General features: G+C 54.5%; 12 protein-coding genes and 2 riboswitches. Of the genes, 9 read left to right on the top strand and 3 right to left on the bottom strand.

Features of this window, described 5'->3' with window-relative positions; genetic code table 11:
- Positions 1 to 42 precede the first annotated feature (42 nt).
- A riboswitch (glycine riboswitch) is annotated at positions 43 to 140 on the bottom strand.
- A gap of 3 nt (positions 141 to 143) precedes the next feature.
- Positions 144 to 241, bottom strand: a riboswitch (glycine riboswitch).
- 218 nt (positions 242 to 459) lie between these two features.
- Complete coding sequence (gene gcvH / locus PUT07_RS05065) at positions 460 to 849, top strand: glycine cleavage system protein GcvH (protein WP_274466711.1); 390 nt, start codon at positions 460 to 462, stop codon at positions 847 to 849.
- Positions 850 to 858: 9 nt separating this feature from the next.
- Positions 859 to 1461 (top strand): sulfite oxidase-like oxidoreductase, encoded by a 603-nt coding sequence (locus PUT07_RS05060; RefSeq protein ID WP_274466710.1) that lies wholly within the window; start codon positions 859 to 861, stop codon positions 1459 to 1461.
- A 107-nt stretch (positions 1462 to 1568) separates the two neighbouring features.
- Here PUT07_RS05060 and PUT07_RS05055 read toward each other — a convergent pair whose 3' ends face one another.
- Together PUT07_RS05055 and PUT07_RS05050 are read right to left on the bottom strand one after the other, a co-directional pair.
- Complete coding sequence (locus tag PUT07_RS05055; protein ID WP_274466709.1) at positions 1569 to 2495, bottom strand: phosphotransferase family protein; 927 nt, start codon at positions 2493 to 2495, stop codon at positions 1569 to 1571.
- A gap of 284 nt (positions 2496 to 2779) precedes the next feature.
- Positions 2780 to 3661, bottom strand: coding sequence for a LysR family transcriptional regulator (locus tag PUT07_RS05050; RefSeq protein WP_274466708.1), 882 nt, complete (start codon positions 3659 to 3661; stop codon positions 2780 to 2782).
- A 111-nt stretch (positions 3662 to 3772) separates the two neighbouring features.
- Here PUT07_RS05050 and PUT07_RS05045 point away from each other — a divergent pair, with 111 nt between their 5' ends.
- The 3 genes from PUT07_RS05045 (at position 3773) to PUT07_RS05035 (ending at position 6460) form a co-directional block, all read left to right on the top strand.
- Positions 3773 to 5062 carry an adenylosuccinate synthase gene (locus PUT07_RS05045; protein WP_274466707.1) on the top strand — a complete coding sequence of 430 codons (1290 nt, stop codon included), beginning with the start codon at positions 3773 to 3775 and terminating at the stop codon, positions 5060 to 5062.
- A gap of 112 nt (positions 5063 to 5174) precedes the next feature.
- Positions 5175 to 5699: a DUF6886 family protein gene (locus PUT07_RS05040; RefSeq protein WP_274466706.1), complete on the top strand. Its 525-nt coding sequence runs from the start codon at positions 5175 to 5177 to the stop codon at positions 5697 to 5699.
- Entirely contained in the window at positions 5696 to 6460 is a 765-nt protein-coding gene (locus PUT07_RS05035) for a class I SAM-dependent methyltransferase (RefSeq protein ID WP_274466705.1), read from the top strand. The genes PUT07_RS05040 and PUT07_RS05035 overlap by 4 nt, the downstream gene beginning before the upstream one ends.
- 82 nt (positions 6461 to 6542) lie before the next feature.
- Here PUT07_RS05035 and PUT07_RS05030 read toward each other — a convergent pair whose 3' ends face one another.
- Positions 6543 to 8420 (bottom strand): carboxypeptidase regulatory-like domain-containing protein, encoded by a 1878-nt coding sequence (locus tag PUT07_RS05030; protein WP_274466704.1) that lies wholly within the window; start codon positions 8418 to 8420, stop codon positions 6543 to 6545.
- 396 nt (positions 8421 to 8816) lie between these two features.
- Between PUT07_RS05030 and PUT07_RS05025 the strand changes: the two genes are divergently transcribed.
- The 4 genes from PUT07_RS05025 (at position 8817) to PUT07_RS05010 (ending at position 14825) form a co-directional block, all read left to right on the top strand.
- The gene (locus tag PUT07_RS05025) at positions 8817 to 9329 is read left to right on the top strand and encodes a DinB family protein (protein WP_274466703.1); all 513 of its coding nucleotides are present in this window, start codon (positions 8817 to 8819) and stop codon (positions 9327 to 9329) included.
- Between the two features lie 328 nt (positions 9330 to 9657).
- A complete protein-coding gene (locus PUT07_RS05020; protein ID WP_274466702.1) occupies positions 9658 to 11496 on the top strand; it encodes a cache domain-containing sensor histidine kinase in 1839 nt (612 codons plus the stop codon).
- Positions 11471 to 13024: a response regulator transcription factor gene (locus tag PUT07_RS05015; RefSeq protein ID WP_274466701.1), complete on the top strand. Its 1554-nt coding sequence runs from the start codon at positions 11471 to 11473 to the stop codon at positions 13022 to 13024. The genes PUT07_RS05020 and PUT07_RS05015 overlap by 26 nt, the downstream gene beginning before the upstream one ends.
- Before the next feature lie 139 nt (positions 13025 to 13163).
- Positions 13164 to 14825 carry an extracellular solute-binding protein gene (locus PUT07_RS05010; protein WP_274466700.1) on the top strand — a complete coding sequence of 554 codons (1662 nt, stop codon included), beginning with the start codon at positions 13164 to 13166 and terminating at the stop codon, positions 14823 to 14825.
- The last annotated feature ends 40 nt before the right edge of the window (positions 14826 to 14865 follow it).

The raw sequence follows: 14865 nt of genomic DNA, 5'->3' as shown, positions 1-14865 counted from the left end.
GCAAAAAAGAGCAAAAGATATGCAACACAAACATACCTTTTGCCCTGTCCTTTGTACCTGAGAGTTACCTCGGCCGCTCGCCGAGTTTCCCCTTGGGTGTCCGACTCCCCGCTGCCTGCGGTGATCGAAGCTCTCCAGAGATGCGTCCGATACAGGTCCTTTTGCCTGAGAGATTCACCACATCCGGGCTTACTCCTTCGGCGCCGCTAGCTTGCCTTGCGGTCTCTCCCTGTACCATCATTCGCCAATATTCAATTTGTAGTATAGTATTAATATTTGCCTAGAGTGGTGTGAAATGTCAATTGTAAATTTGAATAAATTTTTAGCCGAACCAACCAAACGGGCTTGTTCCGTACAGGCTTGCGCCGCCGGTTGTCCTTGCCTATGTCCGCCTTGACATGGATGTTCCCGTTAGATTAAGCTATAAGCAAAATTTGGATGTAAGCGAGGGTGTAAACGATGAGTAATGTACAAGCGAATTTGTTATATACCAAAGAGCACGAGTGGGTAGAAAAGCTGTCGGACACGGTAGTCCGCGTCGGTATTACGGACTTCGCCCAGGATCAATTGGGGGATATTGTATTCGTCGAGCTGCCGAAAGCCGGCGCATCCATTACCGCGAACGAAAGCATCGGCAGTGTTGAATCCGTCAAGACGGTTTCGGATATTTTCTCGCCTGTGTCCGGTAAAGTGACGAACGTGAACGGAACCTTGGAAAGCTCTCCGGAACTGGTCAACAGCGCACCGTTCGGCGAAGGCTGGATGGTCGAGGTTGAGGTTTCCGGCGCTGACGCTCTTGAGGGTCTGCTTACAGCGGATGAGTATGCCGCTTACATCGGCAACGAGTAGGAGGCCGTCATGCAATTTGGTCATAAGCCGTCACAGGAACATGAACAGAATGACCGTATACCGCCTGGGCAAACGCTGACCCAAGGCTTCCCGGTGCTTCATTACGGATCCGTGCCTTATTATAACGATATGAGCAAATGGGATTTGCGCATCTTCGGCTTGGTTGAGGAGGAGGTCACGCTATCGTATCAAGAGTTCCTGGCCCTGCCGCGTCAGGAGTTCACGAATGATATCCACTGTGTGACGACGTGGTCTAAGCTGGACAACGTCTGGGAGGGCATCGCGGTTGCGGAGATCATGAAGCGGGTGAAGCTGAAACCGGAGGTAACGCATGTGATGCTGCATGCGGAGCATGGCTGGACGACGAACCTGCCGCTGGAGGACTTCCTGCGGGAGACGTCCTTCCTTGGCGTCCGCCACAATGGCGCGCTGTTGACCCCGGACCATGGCGCTCCGGTGCGTATGGTCGTGCCGCATCTATATTTCTGGAAGAGCGCTAAGTGGCTGCGCGGCATTGAGTTTATGCCGAAGGATAAGCCGGGCTTCTGGGAGCGGAACGGGTACCATATGTACGGCGATCCCTGGGCGGAGCAAAGATACGATTTTGATTAATTGCAGCTTCCAAGCACTGGGCGGATGGACGGCTCGGTGCTTGGGAGCTTTGTTATTTCAAGGCCTATGGATCGGGAAACAGCAGCACGCCTTCATGCGTCTTCCACTCACTTCACCAACCGCAGCAGTTCCGCTTTCACACTCTCGTAAGCGTTCCGGTCGTCTTTCTTGGCATAGAATCGCAGTCCGTCGATGCCTTTGAAAAGCAGGGCGCACTTCAGCCGATCTTCGAAATGGGGGATCTCCTGCCCGCGGTCGGCCCAGGCGCTGCGCACCATGTCGGGAATTTGCAGCTGCGGGGTCCAGAGGTGCTGGGAGGCCAAATCGAAGACGAAGTCACCGTAGAAGGCCATCTCCCAATCGACAATACCGGTTACCTTGTTACCGTCCGAAAGCATGTTCCCCAGATGAAAATCCCCATGTACGACATAGCGCTGCTCAGGTGAATGCTTGGCCAGCTCCATCATGACGCCATACAGCCTGTCGAACACTTTCTTTTCCAGGAAGGTGGTCTCGAATAGCGCAAACCACCCCTCCCAGAAGCCGGTCTGCTTCTCGAGAAAGAAGGATGCCAGGAAGTCCGTCCACGTATCGTGGGAGCCGTCGCCGGATGGCTGAATCCAGCCGTATCCTTTGGTTCCCCCTAATTGTAAGCGGTTAATTAATGCGAATTGCTCAACGACGTCCGGAAGGATCCTCCGGATATCCTCAATCGGATACGAAATGATCGTCCGTCCGGGCACTTTATCGGCAATGGCATAACATAAATCTTCGTTCGCCCGGCCGATCTCGCGTACGCGAGGAGCCGGTACGCCTTGTGGCGAGAACGTTGCGTGGATATATCGCTCGCGCACGAAGCCATCGCTGCCGCTATTGAAATGAACGATGAAGGACTGCTGCTGCTGTCGGAAACTGAACACTTTGCTAACTTCGCCTTGGTCTATCGGCTGTACGTCGGTAACCGGGCTTTTTAAGATTCGCTCCAGTAGAGCTTGGGCTGTTGCCGTATCCATAATCGGTTTAATTGGTGCCATGTCATCTTCAGCCTCCTTCGTCCATCATAAGTCCATCCTATGCTTGGATTGAACGGACTAGCCATGGTAAACAGGATACTAAACAGTCTAACACGAATTAGCGCTTATTTACAGGTATTCCCATCCCCTTCGTTCCCTCGATTCCCTCCATGCGACCTTCCGGACACTCTCCCATCGGCTCAGGAAACGGCTGCAGCTTGAATGTTGGTGAGCCGGAGAAGAGGAGTGCGGCATGCATGCAGGTTTGAGCAGCGAAGGCAGGTTACTTGTGCGCAGCTTTAACGCTAGGGGAGCAAGCGGAGAAAAGACTTCGACGCGGCTGATAGCGGAACGCCTCTTAACGTTGCGATGCCGATTCGCCGCTCGGGAATCGGCGGAGATAGCGGCACCTCGAAGAGCGCGCCGGCAGCGATCTCGTCCGCAACGTATTCGCGGATGACGAAGGCGAGGCCGAAGCCGCTACGTGCGAATTGCCCGAGCAAATCGAGGCTGCCCAGCTCGAATTCCGGCTTAAGCCGCACACCGTGCGCAGCCGCGTAGTCATCGATATACCGCCGCGTGCTGCCTCCCGGCTCCAGCATAAGCAGCGGGTAATCCATCAGCTCGCTAAGCGGCAGCGGCTGCCCGGAACCAGCCGCAGCGAACCGTTTGCCGCCGACGAGGCAGTCGTGAATCGCGGAGCTCTCGCGAAATTCGATTGCTTTGTCTGCGGCGGGCAGGTGGACGAGGCCGAAGTCGATTTTACCGTCCTTGAGCAGCGCAAGCGTCTCAGGCGTCGTTCTGTTCGTGACGTGAATGCGGATCGCCGGGTAGCGCTCATGAAATTGCTCCAAATAGGGCAGCAAAAAGTGTCTGCACAGCGTATCGCTTGCACCGATGTTGATCTCCCCGCTGTGCAGGTTGTGCATCTCCGCAATCGCCTTTTCGCCGCTCTCCATGAAGCTGAAGGCTTGTTCCACGTACCGGAACAGCACTTCGCCCTCCGCCGTAAGCTTAACACCCTTGGATGTCCGAAAAAATAACGGACCGCCAAGCTTCTCTTCCAATTGCTTGAGCGTGTGGCTTACCGCAGGCTGCGTGATGTGCAGACGCTCCGCCGCCCGGGACAGGCTGCCTGACCGGGCAGTCCAATAGAAGGTGCGGTACCACTCCATGTTAACGTCCATTTAGCATTACTTCCTTTTATATCAAGTATTAGTTATATCAATTTCTCTAATGCCTTATCTAGACATTATAATTAGCGATGTAATCAATAACAAGGCTGGGAGGCGAATACATTGACAGTAAAGGCAATTGTAGGCGCGAATTGGGGCGACGAGGGCAAAGGGAAGGTAACGGACGTGCTGGCGGCAACATCGGCTTATGTCGTGCGGTTTCAAGGGGGGAGCAACGCAGGCCATACGATCATTAACGACTATGGCAAGTTTGCTCTGCGGATGCTGCCATCGGGTGTGTTTTATCCGAAAGTGACGAATGTGATCGGTCCGGGAGCGGCGCTCGACATCGAGGTGCTGTTAGGCGAGCTGCAGGAGCTCGCATCCAGGGGAGTGCCGCAGCCGCAGCTGTGTGTTTCGGAGAGGGCGCAGGTCGTGCTGCCGGTTCATCGCCTGTTCGATGAGCTGGAAGAAGCGCGGCTTGGCGAGCGGAGCTTCGGTTCGACGAAGCGCGGTATTGCGCCATTTTATGCTGACAAGTATGCGAAGCTCGGCATTCAGGCCGCCGATTTGCTGGACGAGAAGAGGCTTCGGGACCGGCTCGATCACCTGCTTCCGGCCAAAAATACGCTGCTCCAGCATCTGTACGGTCGCCCCGCGATGTATGCAAGCGAGATGCTGGACCACCTTCTAGGGTTGGGCCAATCCATAGCGCCGTATCTGGGCAATACGACGGAGCTGCTACATTCGGCAATTCGGCGGGGGGAGCCGATTCTGCTGGAAGGGCAGCTTGGAGCGCTGCGCGATCCGGATCACGGGATTTATCCGTTCTCGACGTCTTCGTCAACGCTGGCCGGCTTCGCGCCTGTCGGAGCGGGCATTCCCGCGCATAGCATCACGGATGTGGTTGCAGTGGTCAAGGCGTACGCCAGCTGCGTTGGAGCAGGGCCCTTCGTGACCGAACTGCAGGGCGATGAGGCAGAAGAGCTGAGACGCCGGGGCGGGGACGCAGGCGAGTACGGCGTAGTGACAGGCCGCCCTAGACGCGTGGGCTGGTTCGATGCGGTAGCGACCCGGTATGGCTGCATGATTCAGGGGGCGACGGAGGCCGTGTTGACGAATCTCGATGTACTAGGGTATCTGGATGAGATCCCTGTTTGTATCGGTTACGAGCTGGAAGACGGCACGGTTGTCGATCGGTTCCCCGTAACCGCGAAGCTGGCCGGGGCGAAACCGGTTATCACGCGGCTGCCTGGATGGAATTGCGATATTACGCAAGCCCGGACGCTGGATGACCTGCCGGAAGCAGCCATTCAGTATATCGACTTCATCGAGTCGGCGGTCGGCGTCAAGTTCAAGACCGTTTCTGTTGGTCCAAGGCGCGATCAGATGATCGCCCGCGTGACCACCTAACATTGTGGAGCCGGCCACTGACGGGCTAGCAGCAGGAAACCTAGAACTCCATAGCGAAGATCTGGGAGAAGGTAAAAGCTGTTAATTCCCTACAGGACGGAAGGAGTGGCCCATGCAGCTGTATCATTTCAGTGAGGAAAGCGGAATTGAAGTTTTCATGCCGAGAGTGAAGGACAATCGCCGAGATATGCCTCCGGTCGTCTGGGCGATCGATGAGGAACATGCGTTTACGTTTTATTTTCCGAGAGATTGTCCGCGAATTGTGTACACCAGGAACGGGGGCATGTCCGCTGCGGATGAAAAGCAATTTTTCGGCCTAACTTCCTCCAATATTGTCGTGACGGTTGAAACCGGCTGGTATGAACGAATTCAACGCACAACACTTTATAGATACAGGATGCCGGAGGACACGTTTCAATTGTTCGATGCTTGTGCGGGCTATTATATTTCCCGGGAGACCGTCGTGCCGCTTGAAGTTGAGCCGATGACCCGGCTCCTGGACCGCCTCATGCAGCTGAACATCGATGTCAGATTTACACCGAATCTGCATCCGTTAAGGGATGCCATACTCGCCTCGTCGATTACAGACTTCGGCATTCATCGTTTCGGCAATGCGAAAGCGGTGAGCGGCGAATGAATGAGCAAAGCGCGCTGAATAAGAGAGCCTGGGAATATCGCGCCTATGAGTTTTGGACGAAACACCATGGTTCGCCGGAAGAGAAAGCGGCTGAGATCGTAAGGAACCCGCTTGCCTGCCTCAAAAAGCACCAAACCTATCTGGCCCATGCGGCGGGACGCAAGATTGCCAATCTGTGCGGTTCGAACGGCAGGAAGGCGGTTCCTCTCGCTTTGTTAGGTGCGGATGTCACCGTTTTCGATATATCGGAGGAAAACCGCCGATATGCCTTGGAGCTGGCCGCACATGCCGGCGCGTCGATCGATTATGTGGTCACGGATATTTATGAAATTGACCGGGAGAAGTATGGCGGGTATTTCGATATCCTATATTTAGAGGGCGGCATTCTGCATTATTTCCATGAGATCGGGACCTTCATGTCGATTCTGTACGCGCTGCTCCGAACGGGAGGCCAGCTGGTGCTCAGCGATTTCCATCCCTTGAGGCGGTGTCTTGGAGCTGCGGGGCCGGAGGAAGTGAAGTATTTCGATACGGAGCTGCGCCGTGGGGATCTCGCTTATAAAGGCTTCTTCGAGGAGGAGGAGCAGGAACAGTTTCCCCCTGTCATGCTTCGCTCGTTCACGCTCAGCGAAATTATCAATGCCGTTATAGAGGCGGGATTTGCGCTGGAGAGATTCGACGAGCATCGCGGATGGAACAAGGAGAATATCCCATGGGAGTTTACGATCGTGGCGGGGAAAAAGGCGGGCGCTGCGGAATAGGCGGAACTTACGCGAATTCTATGTTTCGTGGAAAATAAGAAAGATCAGCCAAATCTGTTGATTTAGCTGATCTTTTTGTTAGTCAGGAACCTGTGTATCCTGGAACGGTAATCGTGGCGGAACGGTAGCCGACGTCGGAGCCATGCGTAACTCTGAAAATGACCGTTACGTACTGGGTAGTAGCACCTAGTGTAATAGCGCCGCTTGGCGATATTTTCAGCACATCGTTGCTGCTATCGATAGCGACTGTATAGCCGGATGGAACTGCCGGCATGGCCAATTGCTGCTGTCCTGCGGCAGGCTGTGGAATTTCCATTGTGTGAGCTATTTGCTGTGCCGTGTATTCCAAGCTGAAATTCAGGAAAAACGGAGCCGCGTTCGTGTCGACGGTGAACGACTGCGGCGCATATTGGCCGGATCGGGAGGCAGTCACCGTGTAGGTTCCGAAGCTCAGATCTTTAAACCGGTAGAAGCCGCTGCCATCTGTATATGTCGTAGCCGTTGACGCTCCGCTTAGTTGAACCGATGCCATAATCACCGTCTGATTGTCAAACGATCTTACGAAGCCGAAAATATCGCCATAATCGACCTGCCTCACGTTCGTCCAGCTCAAGGAGGACGCCGCAGGCAATGTGGCTTGAACGAACCGGTCCGTGCCGCTGACGATGCTGACCGGACGGGACGGGCTGACGATTTCTCGAGGCTGTGTACCGGCGATCGATTGGTAAACATAAATGGTGCTGACTGTCGGATCGAGCAGGGCTGCGTTCAGTCTGTCCAGATCGCCGACGAATGCAATCTGGTTATTCGGTTCATCCAGCCTCTCCGAAATCAGGTACGAGTACGTCGAATAGCTTCGCCGAACGGGGCCGGCGTAGCCCCCGAGGTCGACGTTAAAGCGATCGACATTCACGCCGGCGGCATATGCAAGATCGTGATCCGTACGGACGGGAGTGTGGCTTACCGTTAGGAAGTACCGGTTGTGGACGTCGGTTGGACTCGAAGCCATGAGTGTCATGGCAGCATCCATATACCCCTGCTTACTCATATGCCAAGTGAAGGTCATCCCCTTGACGGCGTTCGAGAAGGAGAATGTGCCGTCAGCTGCCGAGGTCGTCGTCGTAACGAGATTGCCGTTAGCCGTCACCATCGTAATCTGCGCATCGGCCAGCGGGGTGTAATGGGAATCATAGGCAATGCCTGTGACGGTCACATATTGAGCCCCTATGATCGTGCTCGTGTCATTGGCGCCTTCCTGCACATTTACACCGAAGGCGGTGAAGCCAAGCGGCGAGCTGGCATAGAAGCTGCGCTGGCCGACAGGCACATTCGCCATGCTGAAGCGTCCCTGGCTGTCCGTGACGGTAGAAGTCGGCGGTTCCGATACGGAGGATCCGATGCCTAATGTCACGGTGACGCCGGACATAGGAATCATGTCAGCGTTGTAGACGGTGCCCGTCACAGTGCCTGTAGGCAAGGTCACTTGAAGGGGGGCTCTCAATGAGGTCGTTTGCCCGGCCAATACGGCGAAAGGGGCCGACTCCGCGCCATAGACGGCCGATGTAACGACATTGCCTGTGGATGCGGCGATGTCCGTAATCGTATAACGCCCCTCCGTATCGGTATATGCGGAAGTAGTCGTTCCATTCAGAGCGACGGCTAATTGGGCGAGCGGCAGGCCGGTTTGATCGACCGCGAGACCTGTGACGGTGCCGGTAGTGACAGCGTGCTCCGTGCTGACAGGCGAGACCTGCGCGAGCATCGCAGATACATCCCACCGGTTGTTGAGTCCGTCCTGGTTCACGTCGGCAAGGCCGTTGGTTTGGATATGTTTCACGAGATCGTCTATGTGAATTCCGTTGCTATCCGTATCGAATGGCGCTTGAGCCTGCACGACTGAGCCGCTAGTGCCGAAGAGTAAAGTCAATACGACGAGCCGGCGCGTTAAAAGTTTCAACAATTTCACGTCCTCTTTTGGTAATAATGGCATTTGACAAATTGATCAACCTACACATGTTTCGCCATAAACCGACAAATTCCTGTTCGGCCGTAGGACGTAAATCTAATTTCCCGGAAATTCGGGAAGATCGGGAAGTCCGGGAAGTCCGGGAAGTCCGGGAAGTCTGGAAAGTCTGGGAGGTGCGGGTAGTGCGGGAAGTGCGGAAAGTGCGGAAAGTGCGGAAAGTCTGGGGTGATCGGATGACCTGCTGACTGGTAACCGGCGACCGGTGAAAGGTGACCGAACGAACGGTATTTTGAGAAAAAAAGAAGCCCGTGTTCTTTCACTGACACTATGTTGTCACTGTACCTACCTTATAATGAAGATAAGTAAGATCGATGAAAGGGAGCGATACGGATGCTGCAAGGTGCACAAGAAGTAAGAAAGATGTACGATTTCCATGTTTGGGCGAACCAGACGATGTTGACACACCTGAGGAAGCTTGGTGAAGACATTTACAGGCAAGAGGTTCAAAGCGTCTTTCGAACGGTGGCCCAAGCGATGGCGCACATCTATATCGTGGATGCAGGCTGGCTGGATATGATGAGCGGCAAAAGCATGCATGAAGCGATGGCCGATTCCCGCGTGCTGACGCCCGAAGTGGAGTCGAAGACCATGCAAGAGATCGAGGTCATGTATGCGGAATTGGCGGATCGGTTCCAAGCATTTCTGAGAAGCCAAGAGGACTTGGGACGGACGATTGTGCTTGATAATCCGTATGCGGGCGTGCGGGATACGAGTTTGGCCGAGATGATTCTGCAAGTGGTCAATCATGGCACTTATCACCGCGGGAACGTAACGGCGATGCTGCGGCAGATGGGCCATGCTTCCGTGATGACGGAGTATGCGCTGTTCTGGTATGCGGGGTAGATAGCGAAGCCGCGATATCCATCGGAATTTCCGCTAGAAGCGGAAAAATGTATGCGATAATTCGAATAGAATCACCCGATTTCCCGCCACAAGGGGAATTGTATATGATAATCCGAATACACTCACACGAGTATTCACAAGAAACAGCCGAGGCGCTAGCCTCGGTTATTTCCTGTTGGCGGGGGGAAGGCCGCCTATCCAAAAATCGTATCCCTTTATCCATAATTAATGGATGTGAGATCGGTGCAGCTGTATTACAATATGGTACATATTTCAATATTTAAGCGCTTACTCGGCACGCAATGTAGAAGGTGGTGGATTCGCTCGCATGAAGCACCGTTTGGTCCTCCAATATATTAATCAGCATTTTAAAGTGAAATTAATTTTGACTTTGTCAGTGATTATCATTGTGTGCTCCGTGGTGACCGGGTATGTGTCCTACCGTGTTTATTTGAATTTGTTCGAAAGCGAGATCAGCAAACAATATCAGAGTACAAGCGAGCAAACGATGGAGCAGATCGGCTTCAAAATCCAGGATATGTACCGGATTACGGACTTTATCTTCTTCCATCCGCTCGTGGAGCAGATAGTCCAAGCCATGAACGCGGAGCCCGCGGAAGGGGAGAGTATGGCGTACCGAAGGTTCGTGCTGGAGCGGGATTTGGCGGATATTTTGCTTCCCTTGAAAAACGAGACGCCGCAAATACGCGCGCTGTACATTGTCGACCTGCAGGGCAACAACAATTATTTCAGCCACACCAATGCTTCGATGCAGGTGACTTTTCCGGAATTTTATAAGGCGGTCAAAAAGGGAATGAACAACAATACGGCGGAAATCGTCTGGCAGCGGATGTACATCCCGGATACTTCGGATCCGTCGGGCTCGAAGAGCAATCTTGTCGCCGCGCGCGTGCTGAAATCAACGAAGCAGCAAGCGGTGTATGGGATGCTGATCATGGTTATCGACGAGTCCTTCCTCGCAAGCACGCTCGAACCGCTCATGAAAGGCCATACCTCCGGAGCTTATATATTCGATCAATATCAGCGTCTTCTCTACAGCAGAGAGCCTGAAGGGCGATCCGGGTTCGTGCCGGAATGGGGGAACCGGGAGAAGACCTTCATCGAGCGTGACGGAGGGGACGACTATTTGTTCGTGAAAAGTGTCTACGAAGCCCGGTCCTTTACGCTGGTGAGCGGCATATCCCTGGCCGATATCGAAGATAAAGGGCGGATCGTGTACCAAGTGGCGCTCATCTCCGGCCTTGTCAGCGTCTTGCTGATGGCGCTCAGCGTATCGTTCTTCAGCGGCAGGCTGCTTCAGCCGCTGCATAGGCTCGTACAAGCGATGCAGCAGCTGCGTAAGGGCAATTTGCAGGTGGAGATTGCCAAGACCTCCAACGATGAGTTTGCTTTTCTGGCAGAGAGCTTTAATAGCATGGTCGCGAACATTCAATCGTTAATTCAGGAGGTATATATCAGCAAGCTGAGCGAGAAGGAAGCCGAGCTGAAGGCGCTGCAAGCCCAGCTTAATCCTCATTTTCTATACAATGCGCTCAATTCGATCTATTGGAAAATTATTCTGCTCTATGACGATGCGGAAACGGCTTCGCTTGTCACCTCCTTATCCGAGCTGCTGCGCTATTCGTTAGCTTCGGTTTCCACGCCGAGCACGCTGCAGGACGAGTTGGCCCAAATCCGCAACTATATCACGATTCAGGAAGCGAGGCATGGCGAAGGGTTGTCGGTAAGTATCGAAGCGGAGGAAGGGCTGGCGGGCTGCCGCATGCAGCGGCTTCTGCTTCAGCCTCTGGTGGAGAATGTGTTCGTTCATGCTTTTCGGGACCAGCCGGACAACAAGTTATTATGGATTCGGGCATACCGGCGGGGGGAGGATGTGTGTATCGAAATCGAGGATAACGGCTGCGGTATTGGGCCGGAAGCGATACAGAGCATTGCAGCCGTCCAGTCCGTCTATGACCCGGGCAGAGAGCGGGAGAGCATCGGGATCCGCAATGTCATCCGGCGCATCGATCTCGTGCACGGCGAGCCGTACCGTTTGGACGTAGAGCGTCTGGAACAGGGGACGTTGATGCGTTTGAGTTTGCCTTATGAAGCTGGTTATGCCCCTATAGGAGGTGCTGATGTTGAATCAGTTGCTGCTGGTTGAAGACGAGCCGTTATTTCGCAAAGGATTGGCCAAAATGATCGCCGATTCCGGGACGAACTGGCAAGTATGCGGGGAAGCGGAGAACGGCCTGGAAGCCGAGAGCTTGATTGCGGGATGTCAGCCTGATCTGGTCATCACGGATATTCGTATGCCGCTGATGGACGGCTTGGAGCTGCTCAAGCGGATGAAGGTCCGATTCCCGGATATAACGTTCGTCGTGATTACAGGCTATCAGGATTTCCAGTATGCCCAAACCGCGCTGCGTTACGGGGCTTTCGACCTGCTGATTAAGCCATGCAGCAAACAGGATATTTATGACGTCCTGGACAAAGTGGAGATCGCCCTACAGGAGCGGCATGCCAAGTTAAGGCAGAAGGAAAACGAGCATCAGCTGTTACTCGAAAATACGCTAAGGGGAATGTTCCTCAGGTTCCCGTACAGGTTCGAGGTGGCGGCGGAGCTGGAACATGCATGGATCGGCACGAGGCTGTACGTCTTATCCGTCACGGATTTCTATCCGGCGCACAAACAGTATCATAAGCGGGATGTGCCAGTGCTGCAGTTTGCGATGCTGAACATCATCAGCGAGGTGCTGGACGCCCACGGCGTTGCCGGCAAACTCCTGCTGATCGAATACGGGCGCTTTGCGCTGCTGCTGCCGCAGGCGGTGGATGGGCTGCATGTCGGTCAAGCCGCCTCTGCGACGGTCCAGCGTCTGCTCGGCATTGCGATCTCTCCGCAGCCGGCCGGCACGGTTATGAGCCTGAACCGATTGGCCGACTTATATGAGGCTGCGGTGGCCGGGAACGGGCTGCCGGCGGAGCCGGAGCAGGAGCCGTCTAACGGTCCTGCTGGGGAATACGGGATCAACCGCGTTCGCCAGCAGCTGGTCTCTAACCAAATCGCAGCTTATATCGCTGCCGGACAGATAGAGCTATTGAAGCAGTATTTGGAGATGAGGCTGCTGGACGTGCAGGGAATGCCGCCGGAAACGGGCAAAATCGAAGCGTTGTCGCTGAGCTTCGCCCTGCAGGATACGGCCCGCAAGCAGTTCGAAGGCGAGCATGAGCCCTATCTGCTGACGGAGCGCATCGGGAAGCTCCACAGCCTCTCCTCCGGAGACGAAGTGTACGCCTGGGTTCGACAGGAGCTGGAGCGGTTCCTGGGCAGCTTCTTGAAGTGGCAGGACAAGTACAGCGAGACTGCCGTCAAGAAGGCGGCCCGGTACATGGAGGAGCATTATGCGGAGCCGCTGCCTCTGCAGTTGGTCGCCTCGCAGGTTCATTTGAACGCGACGTACTTCAGCCATTTGTTCAAAAAGGAAACGGGGCGGAGCTTCGTCGATTATCTGATCGAACTCCGTATGGAGAAGGCGAAGCAGCTGCTGGCCAATACCGATCTGAAAATTACGGAAATATCCGGCATGATCGGCTATGATTTGCCGAACTACTTCGCGAAGCTGTTCAAACAAACGACCGGTCTGACACCGAAGGATTACCGAAAGCAGATGCAAGGATCCACGACCTAAAAATAATCTCTGTTTCCCCATAAATTGTGAATGTTAGCGCTTTCTCCACTCCTTACAATAAGAGCATAAGGTGCTTCAGGATGCCCGAAGCGAAAAGGAGATGATAGCGTACTCTTGTGAGCAGAAAGGTGGAAACCGCATGCCAGCTCGATGGCAACGATTATTCCTGCTACTGTCGCTCTCTGCATGTCTGCTGGCCCTGGCTGCGGGCTGCTCCGGCCGGCCTCCCGGCCAAGCGCCGGAGACGCCTGCGGGGAAACGCCCCCACATTACCGTCTCCATCTACGACCGGGGTAATATTACGTCCGGCGAGGGGACGATCGACAATAATATCATGACGCGCTGGATTAACGATGCCGGGCCTGTCGACGTGAAGTTCGTCCCGGTGCCAAGGACGCAATCCGAGCAGAAGCTCGCCACCTTGTTCGCCGGCGGCGGGGCGCCGGATCTTATCTTGGAGTATGCGCCGCAGATCAAGAATCCGCTCATCGACCAGAAGCTGCTGCGTCCGATCGATGACATGATCGAAGCTTACAGTACCGAGTATAAGGCGCTTCTGCAGAAATATCCGGCTCTGAGGAAGGCGGGGACGGGAGCCGACGGCAAGCTGTATCAATTCGGCCGCATCAACGAAACGATTCCGCAGCGCGGATTGTTTATCCGGATGGATTGGCTCCGGAAGCTGCATCTGGACATTCCGACCACGACGGAGGCGATGGTTCAGGTAGCGAAGGCGTTCACCGAGCAGGACCCGGACGGCAACGGGCGGGACGACACGTATGGAATGGCTCTGTCCTATAATGCCGGCGCCAGCGTGGACGAGATGTTCGGCATCACGTATCCCGGCTTCATCGTGCATGACAACGAGCTGATCCATGGGTGGGACAATATTGCGGCGGCAACGGCTTTTAAGAAGCAGCTGTACGGCGCTGGTTCGGTGGATAAGGATTATTTGAGCGACAAAACGGGCTCGAAGGCAAAGCAGGATTTCATCTCCGGCAAAATCGGCATCTACATGGATCAATTTAATGTTCCGGTCACCTTTTACAATGATTATTACGTCAAATTGAAAAAAAACGCCCCCAGCGCAGAGCTTGCGGTTATCCCCTACCCGAAGACGCCGGTCGGCCGGTTTAACCCGATCTTCGTGAATCCGGTGCAAATGACGGCCGTGGTGAATGCAGAAACGAAGAACCCGGAGGCGGTCATGAAATATGTTGACTTTGCTTCCTCCGAGACGTTCATGAAAACGATGTATTACGGCTTCGAAGGCGTGCACAGCCGAACATTGCCCGGGCAATGCCCGCAAGTGACCGATTTGAGCCGCTGGCAGCGGGAGTTCAATTACGCATCCGGCGATTTTGCGATGCTGACCTCCCCGACCTTGGCGGGCAAATGTTATTTCGGCACGGAGAAGCTGGATCCGAACGATCCACTGCAGCAGCAGGTGAAGACCATGTTCGAGCTGAATTCGTCTTATGTGAACTTCGACCTTCCGGTTGCGGGCCCGACCCACTCGGAGCAAATGCCGCAGCTGCCGAAGGAGCTTCAGGCCATTATGACGAACACGACAAGGCATGTCGGCGTAGGCGAAGGCGATATATGGATTAAGTCGATTGTGACGCCGGGCTACAGTCCGGAGCAGGCGAGACAAGATGCGATTGCTGCCTGGGAGAAGGCCGGAGGCCAACAGGTGGACGACTGGTATCGAAGCTTTTATGCGAAGAACAAGGACAGCATCATTTTAACGAAAGATATTTATGACATTTTCCGGGAGCAGCGCGCGATTCAGCACAAGTAAGCTAGCCGAGTCGTTAGATATCCCAGTCAGGCGGTGGTAC

This window comes from Paenibacillus sp. MAHUQ-63, from assembly GCF_028765165.1.
In the GTDB taxonomy this organism is placed as follows: Bacteria; Bacillota; Bacilli; order Paenibacillales; family NBRC-103111; genus Paenibacillus_E.
The sequence above is the reverse complement of the archived record's forward strand: the minus strand, read 5'-3'. Positions and strand labels throughout refer to the sequence as shown.

What these genes read in the sequence shown, in the direction of transcription:
- PUT07_RS05050 (WP_274466708.1), bottom strand. Translation starts at nt 3,661, where the DNA reads ATGGACGTTAACATGGAGTGGTACCGCACCTTCTATTGGACTGCCCGG.
- PUT07_RS05055 (WP_274466709.1), bottom strand. Translation starts at nt 2,495, where the DNA reads ATGGCACCAATTAAACCGATTATGGATACGGCAACAGCCCAAGCTCTA.
- PUT07_RS05040 (WP_274466706.1), top strand. Translation starts at nt 5,175, where the DNA reads ATGCAGCTGTATCATTTCAGTGAGGAAAGCGGAATTGAAGTTTTCATG.
- PUT07_RS05025 (WP_274466703.1), top strand. Translation starts at nt 8,817, where the DNA reads ATGCTGCAAGGTGCACAAGAAGTAAGAAAGATGTACGATTTCCATGTT.
- PUT07_RS05060 (WP_274466710.1), top strand. Translation starts at nt 859, where the DNA reads ATGCAATTTGGTCATAAGCCGTCACAGGAACATGAACAGAATGACCGT.
- PUT07_RS05010 (WP_274466700.1), top strand. Translation starts at nt 13,164, where the DNA reads ATGCCAGCTCGATGGCAACGATTATTCCTGCTACTGTCGCTCTCTGCA.
- PUT07_RS05015 (WP_274466701.1), top strand. Translation starts at nt 11,471, where the DNA reads ATGTTGAATCAGTTGCTGCTGGTTGAAGACGAGCCGTTATTTCGCAAA.
- PUT07_RS05035 (WP_274466705.1), top strand. Translation starts at nt 5,696, where the DNA reads ATGAATGAGCAAAGCGCGCTGAATAAGAGAGCCTGGGAATATCGCGCC.
- gcvH (WP_274466711.1), top strand. Translation starts at nt 460, where the DNA reads ATGAGTAATGTACAAGCGAATTTGTTATATACCAAAGAGCACGAGTGG.
- PUT07_RS05020 (WP_274466702.1), top strand. Translation starts at nt 9,658, where the DNA reads ATGAAGCACCGTTTGGTCCTCCAATATATTAATCAGCATTTTAAAGTG.